General features: G+C 43.4%; 16 protein-coding genes. 10 read left to right on the top strand and 6 right to left on the bottom strand.

What is annotated here, in order from left to right; all coding sequences use genetic code 11:
- Window positions 1-214: 214 nt before the first annotated feature.
- A complete protein-coding gene (locus F6K52_RS06375; RefSeq protein WP_293075491.1) occupies window positions 215-2,506 on the top strand; it encodes a dynamin family protein in 2,292 nt (763 codons plus the stop codon).
- A 125-nt stretch (window positions 2,507-2,631) separates the two neighbouring features.
- On the top strand, window positions 2,632-2,802 hold the full coding sequence (locus tag F6K52_RS06370) for a hypothetical protein (RefSeq protein WP_293075489.1): 171 nt from the start codon (window positions 2,632-2,634) through the stop codon (window positions 2,800-2,802).
- 124 nt (window positions 2,803-2,926) lie between these two features.
- Here F6K52_RS06370 and F6K52_RS06365 read toward each other — a convergent pair whose 3' ends face one another.
- The 3 genes from F6K52_RS06365 to F6K52_RS06355 all read right to left on the bottom strand — a co-directional run bounded on the left by F6K52_RS06365 (window position 2,927) and on the right by F6K52_RS06355 (window position 5,491).
- Entirely contained in the window at window positions 2,927-3,565 is a 639-nt protein-coding gene (locus F6K52_RS06365) for a CAP domain-containing protein (protein WP_293075487.1), read from the bottom strand.
- 152 nt (window positions 3,566-3,717) lie between these two features.
- Window positions 3,718-4,884, bottom strand: coding sequence for a 5-(carboxyamino)imidazole ribonucleotide synthase (locus F6K52_RS06360; protein WP_293075485.1), 1,167 nt, complete (start codon window positions 4,882-4,884; stop codon window positions 3,718-3,720).
- A 226-nt stretch (window positions 4,885-5,110) separates the two neighbouring features.
- Window positions 5,111-5,491: a pentapeptide repeat-containing protein gene (locus F6K52_RS06355; protein ID WP_293075483.1), complete on the bottom strand. Its 381-nt coding sequence runs from the start codon at window positions 5,489-5,491 to the stop codon at window positions 5,111-5,113.
- A gap of 406 nt (window positions 5,492-5,897) precedes the next feature.
- Here F6K52_RS06355 and F6K52_RS06350 point away from each other — a divergent pair, with 406 nt between their 5' ends.
- From F6K52_RS06350 to F6K52_RS06340, 3 genes are all read left to right on the top strand, one after another.
- Window positions 5,898-6,248, top strand: coding sequence for a phage holin family protein (locus tag F6K52_RS06350; RefSeq protein WP_293075481.1), 351 nt, complete (start codon window positions 5,898-5,900; stop codon window positions 6,246-6,248).
- An 823-nt stretch (window positions 6,249-7,071) separates the two neighbouring features.
- Window positions 7,072-10,035, top strand: a complete 2,964-nt coding sequence (locus F6K52_RS06345; protein WP_293075479.1) for a zinc-dependent metalloprotease — start codon at window positions 7,072-7,074, stop codon at window positions 10,033-10,035.
- 217 nt (window positions 10,036-10,252) lie between these two features.
- A complete protein-coding gene (locus tag F6K52_RS06340; protein ID WP_293075477.1) occupies window positions 10,253-11,017 on the top strand; it encodes a thioredoxin domain-containing protein in 765 nt (254 codons plus the stop codon).
- Window positions 11,018-11,327: 310 nt separating this feature from the next.
- Here the strand turns inward: F6K52_RS06340 and F6K52_RS06335 are convergent, their stop codons facing one another.
- Window positions 11,328-12,401, bottom strand: coding sequence for a glycosyltransferase family 1 protein (locus F6K52_RS06335; RefSeq protein ID WP_293075475.1), 1,074 nt, complete (start codon window positions 12,399-12,401; stop codon window positions 11,328-11,330).
- 62 nt (window positions 12,402-12,463) lie between these two features.
- Complete coding sequence (locus F6K52_RS06330) at window positions 12,464-12,718, bottom strand: hypothetical protein (RefSeq protein WP_293075473.1); 255 nt, start codon at window positions 12,716-12,718, stop codon at window positions 12,464-12,466.
- A gap of 423 nt (window positions 12,719-13,141) precedes the next feature.
- Between F6K52_RS06330 and F6K52_RS06325 the strand changes: the two genes are divergently transcribed.
- Together F6K52_RS06325 and F6K52_RS06320 are read left to right on the top strand one after the other, a co-directional pair.
- Window positions 13,142-13,363: a hypothetical protein gene (locus tag F6K52_RS06325; protein WP_293075471.1), complete on the top strand. Its 222-nt coding sequence runs from the start codon at window positions 13,142-13,144 to the stop codon at window positions 13,361-13,363.
- A gap of 35 nt (window positions 13,364-13,398) precedes the next feature.
- Window positions 13,399-13,566, top strand: a complete 168-nt coding sequence (locus F6K52_RS06320) for a hypothetical protein (RefSeq protein ID WP_293075469.1) — start codon at window positions 13,399-13,401, stop codon at window positions 13,564-13,566.
- A 134-nt stretch (window positions 13,567-13,700) separates the two neighbouring features.
- Here F6K52_RS06320 and F6K52_RS06315 read toward each other — a convergent pair whose 3' ends face one another.
- Window positions 13,701-17,945 (bottom strand): NB-ARC domain-containing protein, encoded by a 4,245-nt coding sequence (locus F6K52_RS06315; RefSeq protein ID WP_293075466.1) that lies wholly within the window; start codon window positions 17,943-17,945, stop codon window positions 13,701-13,703.
- A 467-nt stretch (window positions 17,946-18,412) separates the two neighbouring features.
- Here F6K52_RS06315 and F6K52_RS06310 point away from each other — a divergent pair, with 467 nt between their 5' ends.
- The 3 genes from F6K52_RS06310 to F6K52_RS06300 all read left to right on the top strand — a co-directional run bounded on the left by F6K52_RS06310 (window position 18,413) and on the right by F6K52_RS06300 (window position 21,022).
- Window positions 18,413-19,531: a tetratricopeptide repeat protein gene (locus tag F6K52_RS06310; RefSeq protein ID WP_293075464.1), complete on the top strand. Its 1,119-nt coding sequence runs from the start codon at window positions 18,413-18,415 to the stop codon at window positions 19,529-19,531.
- A 16-nt stretch (window positions 19,532-19,547) separates the two neighbouring features.
- Complete coding sequence (locus F6K52_RS06305; protein WP_293075462.1) at window positions 19,548-19,997, top strand: type II toxin-antitoxin system VapC family toxin; 450 nt, start codon at window positions 19,548-19,550, stop codon at window positions 19,995-19,997.
- A 548-nt stretch (window positions 19,998-20,545) separates the two neighbouring features.
- Window positions 20,546-21,022 carry a hypothetical protein gene (locus F6K52_RS06300; RefSeq protein WP_293075460.1) on the top strand — a complete coding sequence of 159 codons (477 nt, stop codon included), beginning with the start codon at window positions 20,546-20,548 and terminating at the stop codon, window positions 21,020-21,022.
- Window positions 21,023-21,343: the final 321 nt, after the last annotated feature.

The raw sequence follows: 21,343 nt of genomic DNA, 5'->3' as shown, positions 1-21,343 counted from the left end.
GAATCTACCTGATGGTGATGCTAAAATCGTTACAATTGGTCGTCTTCTCAAGAAATATGGTTTAGAAAAATTCATCTGCGCTTAAGGAATTATAGCAATTCTGTTTCCCATGAGGTACCAAAAGAACCCCCTAAATCTCCCTTAAAAAGGGGGACTTTGAGGTTGCTTATTGTACCTAATACATGCAATAAACGCTATAAAAGAGATTGGAAAAATGGATTGGAAAACTGCTTCATCTTATTATGAAACTCGTTTAAGTGACGCCTTAACTGTGCTGCGCCACGCCGTTGATTTAGCCAGGCTTCCTCAAGCCGGAGTTCCTGCTCACCTCAAAGAGGTTCTGTTGGAAGAAGAAAAACCCGCTCGTCGTCAGCTTGAACGGTTGAAGAAGCGAGAATTTAGGATTGCTGTTGTGGGCTTGGAAAAGGCCGGAAAAAGTACCTTTGTCAATGCCTGGCTAGATTGTGACTTACTACCAGCAAAAGCTGGACGTTGTACCTTTACAACGACACAAATTTATTCCGTTGAACAAGATTCTCAGCAAAGGCTAGAAGTTGAGCCTAAAACCGAGGAACAATTTACTAGTCTGCTGCATGAACTGGAATCAGCTTCCAACAGTAATTCTAAACATAGTGATGGAGCCAAACAAGATTTAGAGACAATCCGAAAGTATCAAGACACCTTAAGACAAGTTCGTAGCGAAGGTCGTAAAACTATCCCATTTACTCGCCTTGAAGACATTAACAAAGACCTTAACAAGTATGTTGCTGATGAGCAATACGCCCATGCAGTATTAGAAGCTAGGCTGTATACCAATAAACTCGCCCAGGCTGAAGGTATTGTTTTCTATGATGTGCCTGGATTAGACTCAGGTTTAGCCAAGCATATAGAAGAATCTAGAGAAATGCTGTCAGATTGTGATGCTGTAATTCTGGTACAGCGAGATCCTAGTCCCAAGGGCTACGAACTTAAAATTGTTGAGTTTACTGAGCAGGGTGATAGGAATGTAGAAGTTGCAGATAAATTTTTCGTTTTCTTGAGTCGGATTGATCAGTTGGCTAGTCCAGCAGCTCTTCAAAAACACCTTGATGAAGCATCAAATAGATGGCAAGAAATAGCTAAATTATCTCCTGAGCAAATTGTACACGGTTCAGCGGGAGCTTATTTAGTCTTAAATGACTTCGCTAATCAACAAACAGTGGAATCAGTTGGCAGTCCTGAAGAAATTTTAACTAAGCTTAACTCTGTGACAGGTATCGAAAATGAGGAAGCATTAAAACAAGAAGCCACTGGTATTCAGGAAATCAAGGCTCGCATTACTGATTATATTAATAATGAACGGGTTACTGTTTTAGAAAAACGTTGTGATGCTTTAATCACCAACATACTAACAACATCAAAAGAAATTTTTGAAATCGTTAGTAAGCGTTATTCAGAGAATCCAGCGGAAGCCAAGCGATTACAAGAAAATCAACGTCGGATTGAGTTTTCCCAGTGGTGGGAAGAAAAGTGGAAAACCATTAAAGCAGACCTCAGCGACTATTATAATGATAATATCTGGAACTCTACGGCAGAAGGAGAAGAATCTCTCAATTCAGATATTGTAGAAAAATTTCGGTCTCGATACCTCCAGGATATTGAGACTAAAATTGAAGAAATTAGAACCAATACTGAGCAAAGAAAACAGCGAATTTTTAAAGAAAATAATTCCGGTGTATTTGATGCTAAATTAACTGACTATAACTGGCGGAAAGAACTTTCTGCTACCATTAGCACTTTCTTAGTAGATATTGCTCATCACCTTGCCCTGGAAATCAAGGAAGAAGCATTAAAGTTAGTTGAGTATCTGACCACGTTACTCTGGAAAACCCAGGAATTAGAGCAGCGACTTATTGGTAATCCCGAGGAGTTTGTGGAAGTTTTAAGTCGAAGTTTGACGGCGTTATTTCTTCGTTTTGCCCGTCCGGTTGCCGACTCCATAATTCCTGGCCCTTTAGATAGTGAAACTCGTAAGCGTATTGTGAAACGACTGGGAGCGGATATCGAACTAGTCGATAATTACTACAGTGGTGAAGAAAAGGCTTTCAGTGTCCTAAGACGATATGTAAATCGTGGGCCAAATTTGCTCTATGATCCCAAGCTGCGCCATGAGCTATTAGGTATTCGTGACCTCTCTGGGGATGTGCCACCAAAACCTACCAATTCATCGGAGAAGGTGATATTGGAAGTTGAAACGGATATCAAAGCCTTTGAAACCTATTTGCGTTCGGCCATCTTTGAAGCCGCAGGGTTTGAGCAATTTTGCCTACAAGAACTGGATCAATTGCGCGATCGCTTTATTCGATATGAAGCCGTGTGGCGAGGAGTAGCCCAGAATGAATGGTTAGAAGAAAATCCCTTACTAATGGCTGAAATGCCCGATCATTTAAAGGCTCACGAAGTAAATTTAGAAGTTAGCGATCGCTTACGCCAGTTATCGACTGCTTTGAAAAACATCAAGGTTTAGCAAAGGGAACTTTGAATGTAGAATGTAGAATGTAGAATGTAGAATGCAGAATGTAGAAGTCTCAATTCTTAATTCTTAATTCTTAATTCTTAATTCTGAGGAATTTGTAGGGTGGGCAAAAAGCGATGCAGCGCGGTCTTGGGGAGCCAGTGCGGTCTTGGGGAGGCAGCGCGGTCTTGGGGAGGCAGCGCGGTCTTGGGGAGGCAGCGCGGTCTTGGGGAGGCAGCGCGGTCTTGGGGAGGCAGCGCGGTCTTGGGGGTTCCCCCCACTCGCTATTGCCATGGTTCCTCCCATGAGCGACTGCCGTGGTTTCCCCCATGAGCGACTGCATCAAGACACAGTTTGGTTCAAATCAGTATTAATAATTAGATTACTTTGCCCACCCTACTGCATCAAGACTAACCGCTGGGGAATAGTAAATTAGTTAGCTGAACAAAGACCGTTGCTAGCAGTATAACCTGACGGACAACTTGAGGCGGTTGCCCCAGCTAAGTAAGGCTTTTGACCCCTATAATTTCCTCCTTGACCATAGTTGCAAACTACTATAGCGACATTTTTCCAGTTAAGACCCGCTAAGCTAGGACATTTTGTTCTGCCGCATCCAAGGTATTCAGTCTTAGCCCAAACCACTTGAGTGTAATGACCTGTGACTCCGCTACTGCTATTAGTAGCATAGTCATAATCTTTCACTTCATTATACCAGGAATCAACTGGAGCAGTCATTTGATGATTCTGGTTGGTTGTGAGGTACAAGTTTTCCCCCAGGTAAGAAAACTTACCTCCTGCCTGTTGTGTACGGTTCCTGTTATGTCCCCAAGTACATGTATCAGCATAGTTTTGGGCTACTCCAGCCAATGTATTATCCCATTTGAGCTCTCTCATATTTGATGCTGTGGGTTGAACCTGTCTCCGGTACTGATTATGTGCATCTAATAGTTCTTGTTGTTCAGAGCTAGATAGAGACGCATAGGCAGGATCGGAAGGTATTGAAACAAAGGCAGCAGTGGTGATCAATACACCAACAAGCATGATCGCGAGTTTTTTGAGGATAGTCATCATTATTAGTTTATTTCAAGTAGGGAGTAGGAAGCTTCATCTTTTGAATGTAGAATTAAGAATTAAGAATTAAGAATTAAGAATTAAGAATTAAGAATTAAGAATTGATAATTTAGACTTCTACATTCTACATTCTACATTCTTAATTCTGAGTATCAACCGTACCAAAGCGATTCAACCTTCTCAATTACGTCTTCTACAGAATTCCCATCACTCAAAACAACTGTGACATGACCTAACTTACGTCCTGGGCGAGATTCAGTCTTACCATACCAATGGACAAAGGCCCCTGGTAAACTGGCTAAGGTCTGCCGTTTCTGTTGGTAATCATCCACAGAAGATTCATAACCCAAAAGATTAACCATTACTGCACTGGGACAATGCATCTGTGGGCTACCTAAAGGTAAACCCACCACCGCTCGCAGTTGCTGCTCAAATTGAGAAGTTTCGCAAGCATCAATGGTGTAATGGCCGGAATTATGGGTACGAGGGGACACTTCATTAACCAAAACCTTGTGATTACTAGTCAGGAATAACTCAATTCCAAAGACTCCCACTACGTCTAAACTAGTCAGGAGAGTTTTTGCGATCGCATTCACCTCCGCCACGGTATCTGGGCTAATCTGAGCCGGTGCAATCACTCGCCGACACACCTGTTCTTCCTGCTGAGTTTCCACCACCGGGTAAACCACCACCTGCCCATCTACAGAACGAGCAGCCATTACTGCTAACTCCCGTTCAAAGGGAATAAACTCTTCTAGCACCACAGGCTGATTGCCTAACTGGTTCCAAATTTCCTGTAAGCTATGACTGTCTTTAATAATAAACGTACCCTTGCCGTCATAGCCTTGGCGTCGCGCTTTCAGCACCAGAGGAAACTCTAACTGACTCAGGTTGATTGGGGTCCGATCAGAGCCTAGGGACTTTAATTCCTGCTTACCCACTTCCCCTTCCAGACTGATGAATTCTGGCTGGGGTAAACCAATCCGATCGAAATAGCAGCGTTGGTCATATTTATCCAACAGTGGCGCTAGGGACTCTAGTCGGGGGTAAAAGCAAATTGCCCGATTTGCCAGAGATTTCAGGGCATCGAGGTTGATAAATTCATTCTCAAAGGTAATCACATCACAGCGAGATGCCATTTCCTCGGTAGCCACCCCATCATCAATAGCAGCAAAGACAGTTTCAGCAGCAACACAGACAGCTGGATCAGTAACATTAGGAGTTTGAACCACTAGCCGAATACCCAAAGACTTGGCAGCCATTGCCATCATCCAGGCCAGTTGTCCTCCACCAATTACACCTACTCGTTTAATCGACATCCCAAAGACTCACAAGTCGCAACACCAGTTTTCAGATGCACCTTGCTCTAGCAAACAGTTATCAAATTTGATCACCATCCAGCATACCATCGCTCAAGTCAGTCCCATCGATCAAGACTGTTGACCGTTGACCATCAACCTTCAACTTTCAACCTTTAACATTCAACATTTAACATTCAACATTCAACATTCAACAGTCAACATTCAACATTCAACATTCAACACCTTACCAACACCCTAAAGACTTACGAGTCACCACACCAGTGGTAGGGTTCACGCCACTTGCTACATCGCAGAGTTTTAACCGTTCTCTGACCGGTTGGATCAGGGTGTTACTAAAATCAGCACCAGTGATGTTAGCCCCATCAAAACTGGCACGTTGCAGTAAGGCACCAGTAAAGATGACATCAGTTAAATCTGCATCATTGAAGCTAATGTTGTAGGTGTCGCTGTTGGTCAAGTCTGCTCCATGGAGATTAGCATTATTCAGGGTAGTATGTTGGATAGATGCTTGGATCAATTTGGCATCTGCTAAGTTAGCCTGGTCCAAATTGCAATAGGTAATTTTGACTTCCTGTAAGTCTTGACCAGATAAGTCTGCTCCCACGAGTTGTTTCCCATCGCAGGCTATACTCTTGGCGTGAACAGGTAAGGGATAACAAAAAACAGAGCACGCAAATAAGAATGTAACCAGTAGCCGGAAAAACATAAAGATTTATTGCTGGAATCGTCCAACTCAATCATACTGTGGTGCATAATCACTTGAGTTACACCAAAGGTAAGCATATGCGCGATCGCGCACGCTGCGCGAACAGCGCTCAGCGGTCAGCGGTCAGTGCTCAGCCGTGAGCTTTTAGCTCAGGCTACTTGAGGTGCGTAGCACATAAGCTGATGGCTGATACGCGACACGCTGACGGCTGATAGCTGACGGCTGATAGCTGACGGCTGAATGCTTACATGCTAATCTTGCCAGAATCGCTAAAATCGTAGTAAGCGATATTTTTGTGAGATCGATGCTTAATATATTTTTGACTTGGCTGCTAAGTGCTATCTCACTAATGATTACTGCTTACCTGGTACCAGGAATTACCATTAGTGGTTTTGGTGCAGCTGCTGTAGCGGTAGTAGTCATTGGTTTAGTTAACGCCATCATTAGACCGATTCTAGTGATTCTGACCTTGCCCATCACAATTTTATCCATGGGACTATTTCTGTTGGTGATTAATGCTATCACCCTATCCCTGGCATCCTATTTCACTCCTGCGGCGTTTATGGTAAACGGTTTCTGGCCAGCTTTTTTCGGAGCCATCGTTCTGACTTTAGTGTCTAGTCTTATCAATAGCTTCGCTTCTAATCAAGTTTAAGCTATCAGCAAATGCGCTACGGGCACGCTACTAGATCGGTGCTATTAGCTAGCAGGCGCTTGAACTGCACACCGGTCCGATTAGTAAAACTAGCAGGGATTGTAAACTAGCCGTAGCAACGCCAGCTAAGGCATCTAAATTCTAGAAGCCTTAGTCAGAAGCAATGCAGTAGCCTTACAGGGGTTTCCCCCACTCGCGCTTTGCATGGCTGAGGTGCGACCCGTGGCGAATTAAATTCTTGATATAGCTGAAAGCTGACTGCTGAAAGTATAGCTTCACTTGAAGTTACTGTACAGTTTTTTTGAACTGCCAAGGCTCAAAGTACAGGAACAATACATATAGACTAACCCAAGGTGTGGAAATTTCGGGGTGCTTGAAGGGTTAGTCCATTGATTCGTCTATTTAATTAAAAAAAGCTATAGTAAAACCACTATAGTAAAATCACACCATCTTGAATAAAAATAAATAGAACATCTAAAACCATGGCTCTGCTCTGTGCTTCCAATTGATAGTAATCCTTAAGTAATACTTAGGAATCAGAAGCTAGAAAGATTAAACTAATCAACAACTAATCAATTGTAACTCTAGCAGCTACCAATTGGTTGGGTTACTTTCGTATTGGGGATTAGGGAGTAGAGAGTAGGGAGTAATGGCAATAAACTTGACGGTAGATGATAAGTATCAGAAACGCTATAATAAATTGTCAAATTTAGGAATTTGGTAATTATGAAATGAAGTTGATTGTTTTAATCATTCATAATTTATAACTATGATAATTCATAATTCCTATTTATTTTGGGAACACAAAATTAGTGATTAATCGATGAAAAGACTAAAGTTCTTGATATTATGTGTGTGTGCATTCGTATTGGTACTATCCCCGTTGTACCTCCAAACCATAGCTCTATCTACTCCAACCCGCAATAGTTTGGATCAACATTTGGATAAACATTTGGATCAACAGATTGTTTACTCGCCCCAGCTAACCTTAGCCCATAACCAAGTTCAAACTACAGAAATTATTGCTGAGGAACCGTCAGAGGAACCGTCAGGGGAATTATCCGATTCAGATAGTAGTGATTCCAAGTTAAAGCCATTTGATAAGGTCGTAGAAGATGCCGAAGAATTAGCAGGATTACTCACCCTATACCGCAATAAAGAAAAAGACAAAATTTATTTAGAAATTGAGCCCGAACAACTAAACCAAAATTTCCTATGTGTTGTCACCCTTGCTTCGGGAATTGGGGAGTTGGGGCTCCAAACCGGTTGGCCAGTTAATGATTTTTTGTTCCAATTCCGCCGCCGACAGAAGACCATAGATTTAGTCATACCAAATATCTACTTCCGTACTCGACCCGGTGACCCCCAAGAGCGTTCTGTTAAGCGTTCCTTCAGTGATTCGGTGCTATATTCCCTGCCCATTACCAGTATTCATCCAGAACGAAAGACTCTCTTAGTAGATTTAAAACCACTCCTCGTCAGCGATGGGTCTTTCTCTGGACTAGCATCGGCTTTTCCTCAGATATTAGGAGGGAGTTATGGAGTAGACCCTCAAAAATCCTATGTCAGTGATGCTCAAGCATTTCCGTTTAATGTAGAGATTGAGTCAGTTTATGGCTTTTCTGGTGGGGGAGATTTATTCTTTCCCTTAAGGAGTCTCCCAGATCAACGAGCATTTAATCTTAGTGTCCGCTATAGCTTTTCTCAACTACCGACTAACAATGGTTACCGTCATCGACTCGCGGATGAACGAGTAGGCTATTTCATCAGTGCTTATCAAAATTTATCCAATCAAAACCGCAAACAACCCTTTATCCGTTATATCAGGCGCTGGAATTTAGAAAAACAAGACCCTACTGCTACTGTATCCCCCCCAAAAGAACCGATTGTGTTTTGGATTGAAAATACTGTACCTCTAGAGTACCGAGGTGCAATTCGGGAGGGGATTTTGATGTGGAATGAAGCGTTTCGGGAGGCAGGGTTTGATAATGCCATAGAAGCGCGGCAAATGCCAGATGATGCAACCTGGGACCCGGCTGATATTCGCTACAACACCATTCGCTGGTCCAATTCTTTTCCCTCATTCCCAGGCATTATCGCTATGGGTCCATCCCGAGTGAACCCCTTGACTGGGGAAATCTTGGATGCAGACGTGATTATTGATGCTAATGCGGTGCGCTGGATCAAAGCGGAATACCAGGCTATTGCCTCCCAGCCTCAATCCCAGGCATTATCTGGGTTATCCCAATTCCCGTTTAATGGTTCCCTGTGTAGTAATGGCATGAAAGTTCCTCACCTCAAATGGCAGGAAATCCTCAAGACCAATCCTGGCAAAGCGGCTCAGTTGAGCCTACCAGCTGGGCAATTCCTAACCGGACTCACCCAAGTCCGAGACCATGAGTTCTGTTTTGGGATGGTATCAGCTCAGCAAGCTAAGTTTGGAGCATTGTCTCTATCGATGGTAAACCACCAGTTGCCCAGTGGTGAGGAAATGAAAACCTTCATCAATCAGTATTTGCGCTACCTGACGGCTCATGAAGTTGGTCATACTCTGGGATTGCGCCACAATTTCCGGGGCAGCACCATGTTGAGTCCAGAGGAATTGAATAATACTGAGATTACCCGCAACCAAGGGCTAGTCGGGTCAGTGATGGATTATGTCCCAGTTAATCTAGCGCCAGAGGGAATGGAACAGGGAGATTATTTCTCTACAGTGGTTGGTCCCTATGATAAGTGGGTGATTAAGTATGGCTACACTCCGATTGATGCTCTGACTCCTCAACAAGAATTACCCACACTGCGCAAAATTGCGGCTGAAGCCTCTGAAATGGGACTATCCTATGCAACAGATGAGGATACTTTCGATTTTATTGACCCAGAAGCTAAGGTTTGGGACCTTAGTAGTGATCCATTGCGCTACTCTCAGTGGCAAATGGAGAATGCTAAGGGAATTTGGAAACGCTTTAACAACAGTTACCTGCTGCCTGAAGAAAGTGCTGGGGATTTACGCGATCGCTTTGATACGGTCTTCTCCTATTTCTTTGAAAACGCTATGTCCCTTACTGGTTATATTGGGGGACAAACCTTTAATCGAAACTACACTGGTGGCAAGACTGGCACACTCCCCTTTGAACCGATCCCTGTGGAAAAACAGCGTCAGGCTCTAGCCATGCTCGGGGAGTATATGTTTGCAGAAGATACCTTTAACTTCTCACCCCAACTCCTCAACCAGTTAGCCCCATCTCGCTGGACTCACTGGGGGACTTTTCCCACTATTTTCCCCCTAGATTATCCCATTCATGACCGAGTGATGTTAATTAAAACTATGGTGCTGGGGGATTTATTTTCATCAGAACGGTTGGCTCGTTTGCGGGATGCTCAACTGAAAACTAGTTCCGGGGAAGCCTTGACCATTGCAGAACTGTTTGACACTGTTCAAGATAGCATCTGGAAACTAGATACTAAAGCTAAAATTGAGCCAATCTCTAGCTTGCGTCGGGGATTGCAACGGCAGTATATGAGTCTTTTAGTGAACATGGCACTGCGCAATTCCAATAGTCTAGAAAGTGCCCGCACCTTCCCTGAATTTATTATTGCTATCCAAACCTTTAATACTCCCGAGGATGCTCGGGTGTTAGCCCGGTATAAACTCCGTCAATTGCGGGATGCGATCGCAAAGACCTTGAACAAACAAGGGAAAAACCTTGATACTGCTAGCTTAGCCCACTTAGAAGGGGCACGCGATCGCATTACTAAAGTATTGGATGCACCGTTGCAATCGCAATAAAGTATGACTTGAGCGGTAAGCTATCAGCTATCAGCTTAAGCGCTACGCGCACGCGTGCGCGTTCAGCTATCAGCTATCAGCTATCAGCCAAAGGCCAAGCACTGAGGGCTGACCACTGAGGGCTGACCACTGAGGGCTGACGGCTGAAGCTTACCGATGCGTTGCCGATGTGGCCTGATGTAAGATACCCTATGCCTTGGTTCAATTTAATAAAATCATGGTCACTAAACTCCTTACCATTCTCCAGAAAGCCCTATCAGTGACAGGATTAGTACTACTCCTGTCCCTCTCAGCCTGGTCACTGCCAGCCACAGCAGCCGCCAAAATTACTCCTCAGCTAGAACAACAAATACTCGAAGTCATCCGCAAGCACCCAGAAGTAATCATAGAATCGGTCCAGAGATACCAGCAGCAACTGGAACGGGAAAGCCAGCAGCAACAGCAAGCAATCTTGCAGGGCTTCAAAACCAATCCCCAAGCCTTCATTGGTTCCTCCCCCACCACTGGCTCCACTGAAGATAAAATTGTGCTAGTAGAATTCTCAGACTTTCAGTGTCCCTTCTGTGCCAGAGCTCACGACACCGTCAAGCAGTTTATAGCAAACCATGGTGATGAAGTCACCTTAGTTTACAAACACTTCCCCCTCACCCGAATTCATCCCCAAGCCCTGCCAGCCGCTCAAGCCGCTTGGGCCGCCACTCAACAAGGCAAATTCTGGCAGTACCATGATGCCCTCTTCGCTAATCAAAAGCAATTAGGAGAACAGTTATATCTTGCCATTGCCCAAGACCTAGATTTAGACCTAGAGCAGTTTAACCGAGACCGGAACGCAGCTGATCGTGCCATTGCAGAAGACATGCAGCTAGCAGAACTATTGGGACTAAGTGGCACACCCTTTTTTGTTATGAATGGTGAATCCTTCTCTGGTGCTGTGCCCCTAGAACAGATAGAAGCGATATTGGCACGAGTGCGCAACTCTTGAAGTAAATAAAGTAGGGTGGGCAAATTAATCTAATCTCGAATAGTCACAATAACCAAACTGTGTCTTGATGCAGTCGCTCATGGTTTGAATTTACCGTAAGACAGTTGAGCCTTGTCTTGATGCAGTCGCTCATGGGGGAAACCCCCAAGACCGCGCTGCATCGCTAATCAATAAGTTTTACACCTTTTCTGCATAGCCTACCAACCATAAAGGCTCAACTGTCTAAGGTTTGGTCTCCGGGGAAACCCCCAAGACCGCGCTGCATCGCTTTTTGCCCACCCTACTCTCACAATAACCAAATTGTTGTTGCCTAGCCTACAAGCTTCCGACTCCCGACTCCCGACTCCCGACTCCCGATTCCCGATTCCCGATTCCCTTTGCTAAAAACAGTTGCTATTTCCTCCGCTGTTCTTTTTTCTCGCCACAGCCACTGGTTATCCTGACCATTTTCGCGAATATAAGAGATAGCTTCATCAATTAATGATGGGATTTCATCAAAGGTTTTAAAGGTTGAACCCACAGAGACTGGCCAATTAACTTGATGCCTGAGTACTGGATAATCAGAAGTAATCACATAGCAACCACAGCAAGCGGCATCACTCAATACACCACTGGTACGGTAATAATAGCGATGTTTTTCGTAATGGGCGACTAAAATATCTACCTCATTTAACAGATCAAGATATTGTTTTTCAGTGGTTGTATCATACATCGTTACCCCCAAGTTATCTAAATCTTTAGGCTTCTGCCAAAATGGTACTCCAAGCACTAGCTCACATTTTTTATCAGATGATTTAGCATAGTCTTTCAAGATGTCTATTATCTTAGCGATTGGCTTATCCTTACGAATCATGCCAACCACACCGATTTTAATTTTCTTATCGGTAGGCAGCCTTTCTCCTGGCTTTAAATTCGGGTAAGCATCGCTCCGGATTGGCATCGGTATTTTAACTTTCGCAGACGCTGGTAATCTAAACCGTTTGGGTAAAACATCATCATCAATTTCAAATAAAACTGCCTTAAGGTTAAAATACTTTAGGAAAAACTTTAGATACAGTAATCCCAAAAACTTTAAGTTACTGTGCATGGCTAATTGTTGATTCCAGTGAAGACAAATCCAAACAGGTTTGCGATGCCATGCCAGTAAGGGCAGAAGTAAATAGATATTTTGGAGATAAATTTCAAAGATAAAAAGTCCATCATAGTCTTTACGCTCTGGACTCGTTAAAGACCTGATCGCCATCGCAAGATGACGATATTCCCGACGTAAGTGTAAGCCTATCCTATAGGGAAACAAGTTAGTAAAATTTTTGATGGAATCAGGAATAGGAATTTCAATAGACAAAAAATTGAGCTTAATTTCCTGAGAGTAAAAATTAATCATAAGTAGGTCTTGGAGACCATTGTGCATTATTTTCATAGCAGCTTATCTTGGTAAAATTAGAGTTATTGAAGGGAACAGGGAACAGGGAACAGGGAACAGTGAATAGGGAACAGGGAAAAGTAGGGTGCGTTAGGGAGCGATGCAGCGCGGTCTTGGGGGTTTCCCCCATGAGCGACTGCATCAAGACACGGAAAGCCTCTGATTTTATGCCTCTGAGCGCCTGAACCCGTCCCGTAACGCACCACCCAGCCGCTCCCCTTACGCACCCTACGCAACTGTTTCCAGAGATAAGTAGGTAAAAAAATAAACCCAGCCATCAGAACTTTATCCAGCAAAGATTGACTGGGCTTTACATCTCACAGAGTGAATAATTATGCCTACCTACTTAGAGAGATTTGCTTGGTTTGATTAAGCAATCTAGATTAAGCAATCTCTAAGTGATACTTAGATAATTCCCTAAAATTCTCTGGAAGTAACAGTAAGGGAGAATGGAGAATGAAGAATGTAGAATGTAGAATTCAGAATGCAGCAGGCAGAATGCAGCAGGCAGCAGGCAGTTGTCAATGGGGTTTTGTAGCTCAACCAATTGAGAACTGCTATCGGGTTTAGCGGCAGGGGCGAGGAAACAGGCGGCATCGCTACTCCGAGATCCGCTGTTGCCTAAAACCAAGTACCTCACCCCATTGATAAGCGCTATACTAAATAAAGTAAACCATCAAGTAAACAAGGTGTTAAAATCTATGGCGAATAATACTCAAAGTCATTTTGCACCCTACTTAAAACATAGAGGAAAAACTGTCGAAGAACAAATTAAACTCAATCAACCTGCTCTGGCATGGCTAAGAAAACGCCTCGAAGAGGAAATCACTCAAGAAGAAGCTAAAATCAGACAGGAGGATTTAGATAAATTTAAACAAATTATTGATATTTTTCGTCCAGAAGGCTCTAAGCTATATAGCTAATAATTATTGTTTTTGTCGATACAGGGGTTTTAGGATTGTTATCTTCTCCCAATGACAAGTTAGAAGCACAACAATGTCAGCAATGGCTTTACTCTCTTTTAGCTAGAGGGGTTTATGTACTGAGTTCTGAGATGCAATGTTGCTCTGTATTTTCTGAACTTTATTTCAGCGCGATTATTCCCCATGGAACAGACATCAACTGAATCCTAACACCGGTTCACGCCACACCCGGTAAAGGTAATAATAATTCCTCTATCGTTGATTAACTCTTGCCGATTGCTAGGATGCCTCTTATCTGTTCCCTGTTCCCTGTTCCCTGTTCCCTGTTCCCTGTTATTTACCTCCACCACCGGCTAACATCTTCAACCGCTGCCACCGTTTCTCTTAGGGCTTCAACACCCCCAAGCTCGATGATTAAAGGAGCTAATTGAGGAAGATGCTTAAGAAATTGGGGACGGGTTAGACTAGCTAAACAATTAAGAAGTTGTTGCCAATCAGAAAAATCAACCAACGAAGGATTTAATTTCTTCAGCAAATTATCTAATCTGACTACATTTAAGGCTTCTGGTAACAACACTTCCGGTAAGTAGGGTTCTAAGCCCCCCAAGGCATTGGCTCGCCAGGATCGATTCTGAATGGCTTTGGCGCAATCTAAGGCTTGGCCTAAGAACACTGGCGGTAAGTGGGGGGCTAAGTCAATTAAGAGATCAACTCGTTCGTAGTCATACTCGGCTCTGACACACTCTAAGACTTCTGGTAACACTTCTGGAAAATGGGGGGCTAAGCGGATTAAGGCATAGGCTCGGGAGGATGGATTGGGAATGGATCTGATGCTATCTAAGGCTTCTGGTAACAGTTCCGGTAAGTGGGGAGCTAAACCGATTAAGGCATAGGCTCGGTGGTATTGATTCCGAATGGCTCTGGCGGAATCTAAGGCTTTTGGTAACAGTTCCGGTAAGTGAGGGACTAAGGCTCCCAAGGCTAAAGCTCGGCAGTATTCATCCCGAATCCCTCTAGCGTCATCTAAGGCTTGCTGTAACAACACATCAGGTAAGTGGGGGGCTAAGCCGATTAAGGTATTGGCTCGGAGGGATTTATCCTCAAAGGCTCTGATGCAATCTAAGACTTGCTGTAACAACACATCGGGTAAGTGGGGGGCTAAGCCGATTAAGGTATTGGCTCGGAGGGATTTATCCTCAAAGGCTCTGATGCAATCTAAGACTTGCTGTAACAACACATCAGGTAAGTAGGGGGCTAAGCCGATTAAGGCATCAGCTCGCTGCTTTTTATCCCGAATCCCTTTCGCCAAATATAAAGCTTGAGGTAATAACACTTGAGGTAAGTGAGGGGCTAAGGTGATTAAGTCATCGGCTTGCTTGTATTGATTTCCCATGCCTCTGGTCAAATCTAAGGCTTCTGGTAACAGTTCCGGTAAGTGGGGTGCTAAGGCGATAAAGGCATTAGCTCGGAATGGATTCCGAATAGCTCTGGTAACTTGTAAAGCTTCGGTTCGGAGGGATTCAAAAGCTTCCGGGAAGTGGGGAGTAATGGTGATTAAGGCATTAGCTCGCTTGTATTCATCCCGAATCCCTCTGGCAAGGTCTAAGGCTTGGGGTAAAAGTTCCGGTAAGTAAGGGGCTAAGGCGATTAAGACATCAGCTCGCTGGTTTTGATCCCGAATGGCTTTGGCGCAATCTAAGGCTTCTGGTAACAATTCAGAGAAGTGGAGGGCTAAGGCGATTAAGCCACCGGCTCCCTTGGATTCAGACTCAAGGGCTCTGAAGTAATCTAAGGCTTCTGGTAATAACCCTTGGGGGAAGTGGGGGGCTAAGGCGATTAAGGCCTCGGCTCGCTCGGATTCAGACTCAAGGGCTCTGAAGTAATCTAAGGTTTCTGGTAACAATTCAGGGAAGTGAGGGACTAAGCCGATTAAGGCATAGCGTTGCAAGTATTCATGCCCAATCCCTGTGACGTAACGTAAGACTTCTTTGTCTAAGAACACTTCCGGTAAGTCGAAGACAAAGAGGATTAAAGCCTCAGCTCGGTCTTGTTCATCCCCAAGGCCTCTGGCGTAATCTAAGGCTTGGTGTAACAACACTTCCGGTAAATGGGAGGCTAACTCTTTTAAGGCCTCCTCTCGGTATTCTTCATCCTGAATGGCTTTGGCAGCATTTAAGGCTTCTGGTAACACTTCCGGGAAGTGGGCAGTTAAGGCGATTAAGGCATCGGCTCGCCAGTATTCATCCCGAACCCCCTTGGCAACCTCTAAGGCTTGGGGTAAGAATACTTCCGGTAAGTCGGGGGCTAAGTTATTTAAGACTTTTGCTCTTCGCTTGTGTCGCTCCCGTAAGTCTATATTGTGGTTAAATTTTAATTCAATGAGATAGATTTGCTTGTATGCATTCCCTAAGCTATCGGCGTGGTCTTGTTCATTCCCAAGGGCTCTGGCACCATCTAAGGCTTCTGGTAACACTTCCGGAAAGTGAACAGCTAAGGCTCCTAAGGCATCGACTCGGTCTGCTTCATCCCGAATGGCTCTGGCGGAATCTAAGGCTTCGGGTAACACTTCCGGAAAGTGAACAGCTAAGGCTCCTAAGGCATCGACTCGGTCTGATTCATCCCGAATGGCTCTGGCGAAATCTAGGGCTTCTGGTAATACTTCCGGGAAGTGGGGGGCTAAGGCTCTTAAGGCTATTGCTCGCTGGTTTCCATTCTCAAAGGCTTTGGCGGAATCTAAGGCTTGGGGTAACAACACATGAGGTAAGTGGGGGGCTAAGGCTCTTAAGGCTATTGCTCGCTGGTTTCCATTCTCAAAGGCTTTGGCGGAATCTAAGGCTTGGGGTAACAACACATGAGGTAAGTGGGGGACTAAGGCTCTAAAGGCTAAAGCTCGGTAGTATTCATCCCCAATCCTTCTGACGCAATCTAAGGTTTCTGGTAACACTTCTGGAAAATGGGGGGCTAAAGCTATTAAGGCATTAGCTTGGTGGTATCTATTGCGAATGGCTCTAGCAACCTCTAAAGCTTCCGATAATAAAGAAGGGGGAAGATACTCACTAATTCCCTCCAAACCCCTTACTTGACTACTAGAATCTTTATTCTGTCGCACATAAGCTAGTGCCTGAGCTGGGGTCCAGATATTATTCTCCAGTAATGCTGCCATTAACTTTGGACCAATATTTCCAGCCAAGCTATTGAGGGATGTGGTAATCAGAGCATACCGACACTGTAAACTAATCGATTCTGTAGGATTTTCTGTAAAATTAGCTGCTGCTATTGCCCAAGCTCTCGATACATCCTTGATAAAATTAGCAGTTTTTCCCTGTCTCTCACACTGCCAATACCAACCGTTATCTCCTGCTGGCGTTTCTTCTGTCAGGAGTTGATGAATGTCATTAATTTTTTTGGCTTTCTCTAGGTGCCAGATTAAGTGGTTATAGATATAACCATCATCGGGTAAGGTATGCCATAATCCCTTTTCGGTCTTAGTTTGATAACGTTCTAATAATTGTTGATGGGCTTCAGTAATAGATAATCCTAGCTCTGCTTGAACCAGACTACGGGCTAAATCATGTAACAAATCATGGAGGCGATAGTTAGTTTCTGGTGTAGTAGATAACCCTGGTAGTAATAACGCTTTTTGTCGTAAGTATCTTAACGTATCTTTGGCTTCAACTAAATTACAGTCCCATAACGTAGTCGCCATGGATTCAGTAATGGTGACATCCTCCGGCAGTATCCCTAACCAAGCAAAGTTTTTCAATCTATCGTCGTCGAATAATCCCTTTAAACTGAGATTAAAGGAAGCCACTAGACTGTAGTTTTTGCGCTTAGCGTCACTTGGCTCTTCCTCTGCTTTCAATCGATCTAAAGCTTCTACACCAACAATTAAATCTTCTAACTCACCCAGTAACTCCTGCCAAGATAATCCATCCCTAACTTGGGCAGCAGCTAATTCTAATGCTAGGGGTAAGTAGCCGACAGTTTTGGCTAATGTTTCAGCATAGTCCAGTTCTTGATCAGTTAACTCGTTGTTGAAACAAGCGGTTAATAACTCCAAGGATTGATTGGGAGTCATCACGTCTAAATCATAGGGAATAGCACCTTCAAGCTGGGCTTCTCTTGTAGTTACTAAAACCCGACAGCCATCCCCAGCCACTCGAAAGGGTTCAACATGGTCAGGATGCCAAACATCATCCACTACTAGTAACGCTTTTTTATCGGATAATAAGGTTCTTAATTGTAAAGAAGCGCTATCAATGTTAATCGCTTTAAAGTCATAATCTCCTAATTGCTGTAACCAGCTACTTAGAAAGGATAAGATATCAGGTTGCTGACCTAAGGTTGCCCAAAAAATTCCATCAGTAAAATGGGATTGAACCTCCTGGTCATGGGCTAAAGCAGCAGCTAAAGTGGATTTCCCAATTCCTCCTAAGCCATAGATAGCACTAACTACTACAGTTCCAGCTTGAGCAGTTTCTTGGGATAAAAGGATTTGTTTTAGTGGTTCGCTTACTTCCGGGCGTTCCACATAATACGGAGGTAGTGGGGGAGCTTGATTGAATCGAGTTTGGTTATTCATATTCTCAATGTTGTAATTTTAAACAGTAGTTATTAAATGCTCGATACTTTGGAGAACTTCCGAATTTTTCTTAGGTGCTGCTTCCACTGCCAATACCACTTCGGCATAATCAAGAGGTTGTCTGGAGCTTTTGCGATTAGCCCGAAGGGCGTTGGCTAGCGAACGCAGTTACTGTATCTGGAGACTGTTTTCTCAGAAATTCCACAAACTGGCTAGTATTGTCCGAGACAACTTGCCCAATATTTTACCCAATTTTTTCTAAGGCTTTAGTGGCGAGCACAGTAGCAATAGCGAAAACGGCAGCAGCTAATGGTTCCATAGTTGAACGAGATTACTCACAGTCTCTGTTTATTATAGTATTTTTCAATTGGATGAGGTGGATTTTTTTAGGGAGTCGGAAGTCGGGAGTCGGGAGCAGGAAAATGCTATAATAAATTTGTATTATCTTAGTCAAGGTAGTTTAAATAATGCTAATCTTACCAGAAGAAGAATCAACTAAATTAGTTCTAGATAACCAGCACTTGATTATCGATGATTTAGCGATAATCGAGTCAAAACTTATGAAACTGCAGCAATCTAATCAAGAAGAATTTTCTGAACAACAGGAAAGATTGCATGATTTCGTTACAATTATCGCAACAATGACTTTAGCAGAGATTTTGGCGGCCATTTTTTATGAACAAGAAGTTCAGCCTTTAATGACAGATCTGGGAGATGAATTTGAACTAAATGATCAAATCGCAACCGCCGAAACCATCGATAATCAATCATTACTTGCTATGGGGTGGAATCATTTAGGAGAATTGCTCCAACAACAGGGGAAATTAGATCAAGCACACCAGGCTTTTGAACGAACACTTGAAATTGCTCAAAGCATCAATAATCAATCATTACTTGCTATGGGGTGGAATCGTTTAGGAGGATTGCTCCAACAACAGGGGAAATTAGATCAAGCACACCAGGCTTTTGAACGAGCACTTGAAATTGCTGAAGCCCTCAATAATCAATCATTACTTGCCATTGGCTGGAACGGTTTAGGAGAAGTGCTCCAACAACAGGGGAAATTAGATCAAGCACACCAGGCTTTTGAACGAGCACTTGAAATTGCTGAAATCCTCGATAACCAATCATTACTTGCTATGGGATTGAAGCATTTAGGAGAAGTGCTCCAACAACAGGGTAAATTAGATCAAGCACAGCAGGCTTTTGAACGAGCACTTAAAATCAATACTGTTAATAAATTCAGTAGTCTTTACACAGGACTATCTAGATTATCAGCAGTCCTGGAAAAGAATATTGTTGACTTCTCTAAGGACTATCTAGAACGTCTTAAACGTAGATTAATCGCAATTTTGCAAGCTCCTGCCCTGGAATCTGAACAAAATGAGCTTCCAGAAGCAGCCAAAAACTATCTTATTGATATCAGAAATACAGCAAGGGGAATTTTGTGGCAGCTTGACAATTATCAACTATCTCATCAAAAGTATCCAGTTACAAACCTTTTAGATTGGCTAAAAACTGCACCAACTTGGGCTGGAGATGACTTTGAAGAGTCTTTGGACTATGTCAACCGAGTTAGGGAATAAATAGAGGAAATATTATGTGTATTTACTAGACACTAACCACTGTAGTTTTGTGCTTATTCAAAAAGATTACCGAGTCATCCAAAAATTAGAGTCACTTATGCCAGATACAGAATTAGCTATCAACACTATTATTTACGGTGAATTACTAACTATGGCTGATAAATCCCAAAGAATACAGGAAAACTTAGCATTGATAGAGGATTTTGTCAGCCGCTTGAAAATTTATCCCATAGACCAAGAAACTTCTAAAATTTATGGCAAGTTTCATGCTGAAATATTTGCCAATTTTGCTCCCCAAGACAAAGCCAAGCGTAGAAAATTTAACATCAAGGATGCCGGAGTACGCATCAACGATTTATGGATAGCTTGCACAGCCATACAACATAATTTAATTATTGTTTCAGAAGATAGAGATTATCGGAAAATGAATAAAGTCAGGAATCTCAAATTAGAGTGCTGGAAGTAATACAAATAACCTTAAATAAAATCAACAAAAAAACCGAAAAAATACACATAAGTGAGTCTATAACTGGCAAATATTAGTAAGTGTAAATAATTGTAAATATTAACCATTACTCCTTGCAATTTTCCGATGATTTATCTATACTATAGAAAGTAAACACCGATACTAATAACCGCGCTGGTTGCACTCGTTAAAAACCGACCAGCGCGGTTTTCCTCCCACCTAAATAGGAGTTACTTCCATAATGCCAAAAATATCACGATAATCAATCCCGGCTTTTCTATCAGCTATCAGCTATCAGCCATTAGCTATCAGCCTATGTGCTAGGCGCACGCTACTTGAGGTGCTATCAGCCATTAGCCATTAGCCATCAGCCTATGTGCTACGCACACGCTACTTGAGGTGCTATCAGCTTATGGGTTAGCTCACAGGCTGGAAGCCTGTGCCACGGTGCTTGAGCTACTTTTGAATCAAATAAGCTGACCACTGACTGCTGACCGCTGACCGCTGACCGCTGACTGCTTACATCACCACTAGCTTTTTTCCCACTAATGTTGACTCAACGGTTAAGACAAGTTTTCTGGATTGGAACCTTAGTCAGTACCCTGTGTATGGCGAGTTGTACTGCTGATGGAGATAGCAATAATTCTTCTGTTTCCCCTAACTCCCCAATTACATCTGAAATGACATCTGATAACTTAAAGGAATCAAAACCACAACAAATCCAGGGAAAATTAATTTATGAAGCTATTCCTCCCGTTAGGTCAGTTAGAGCCTATCGGGGAGATAAGTTTTTTCTAATTACTAACCCTCAAAATCCCCGTCGGTTACTACTGCGTGCTTCTAAAAACGTTTCCGATCAGCAATTACAATCCTTTCACAATCAACAAGTTGAGATAACAGCCGTATATCGTGACGGCACCCGTCCTTCCCCTGAAGAAACCGCTTGTCCCCTAGATGTAGATGGGCAATGTCTGCCCCAAGGTGATGGCTATCACGTTTTATCCATAGTGACTGTCGAAAAGTGAGATAGCGGTCAGCGGTCAGCGGTCAGCGGTCAGCCATCAGCCGTCAGCCGTCAGCCGTCAGCCGTCAGCCATCAGCCGTCAGCCATCAGCCGTCAGCTAAAAGCTCACGCTACGCGCACGCGTGCGCGTTCAGCCGTTGGCCGTTGGCCACGCTAAGCGAACAGCTTATTTGATTCAAAAGCATCAATCACTAGCTTCGTCCAAAGCTGATAGCTGAATGCTGATAGCTGAATGCTTATTACCAAATCCCTCTAAAGACTAAGGTCATATGTTGCTTTAACTAGAGAAAATAAAATATAATGGTTGTTTTGTTAAAAACTG

This window comes from Moorena sp. SIO3H5 (assembly GCF_010692395.1).
Classification (GTDB): domain Bacteria; phylum Cyanobacteriota; class Cyanobacteriia; order Cyanobacteriales; family Coleofasciculaceae; genus Moorena.
This window is presented reverse-complemented; position numbering and strand designations above follow the sequence as displayed.

Coding starts and splice junctions, on each gene's coding strand:
- F6K52_RS06335 (WP_293075475.1), bottom strand. CDS start 12,401: ATGATTAATTTTTACTCTCAGGAAATTAAGCTCAATTTTTTGTCTATT.
- F6K52_RS06360 (WP_293075485.1), bottom strand. CDS start 4,884: ATGTCGATTAAACGAGTAGGTGTAATTGGTGGAGGACAACTGGCCTGG.
- F6K52_RS06300 (WP_293075460.1), top strand. CDS start 20,546: ATGTTGACTCAACGGTTAAGACAAGTTTTCTGGATTGGAACCTTAGTC.
- F6K52_RS06330 (WP_293075473.1), bottom strand. CDS start 12,718: ATGGCTGGGTTTATTTTTTTACCTACTTATCTCTGGAAACAGTTGCGT.
- F6K52_RS06370 (WP_293075489.1), top strand. CDS start 2,632: ATGCAGCGCGGTCTTGGGGAGCCAGTGCGGTCTTGGGGAGGCAGCGCG.
- F6K52_RS06325 (WP_293075471.1), top strand. CDS start 13,142: ATGGCGAATAATACTCAAAGTCATTTTGCACCCTACTTAAAACATAGA.
- F6K52_RS06350 (WP_293075481.1), top strand. CDS start 5,898: ATGCTTAATATATTTTTGACTTGGCTGCTAAGTGCTATCTCACTAATG.
- F6K52_RS06365 (WP_293075487.1), bottom strand. CDS start 3,565: ATGATGACTATCCTCAAAAAACTCGCGATCATGCTTGTTGGTGTATTG.
- F6K52_RS06375 (WP_293075491.1), top strand. CDS start 215: ATGGATTGGAAAACTGCTTCATCTTATTATGAAACTCGTTTAAGTGAC.
- F6K52_RS06345 (WP_293075479.1), top strand. CDS start 7,072: ATGAAAAGACTAAAGTTCTTGATATTATGTGTGTGTGCATTCGTATTG.
- F6K52_RS06310 (WP_293075464.1), top strand. CDS start 18,413: ATGCTAATCTTACCAGAAGAAGAATCAACTAAATTAGTTCTAGATAAC.
- F6K52_RS06340 (WP_293075477.1), top strand. CDS start 10,253: ATGGTCACTAAACTCCTTACCATTCTCCAGAAAGCCCTATCAGTGACA.
- F6K52_RS06315 (WP_293075466.1), bottom strand. CDS start 17,945: ATGAATAACCAAACTCGATTCAATCAAGCTCCCCCACTACCTCCGTAT.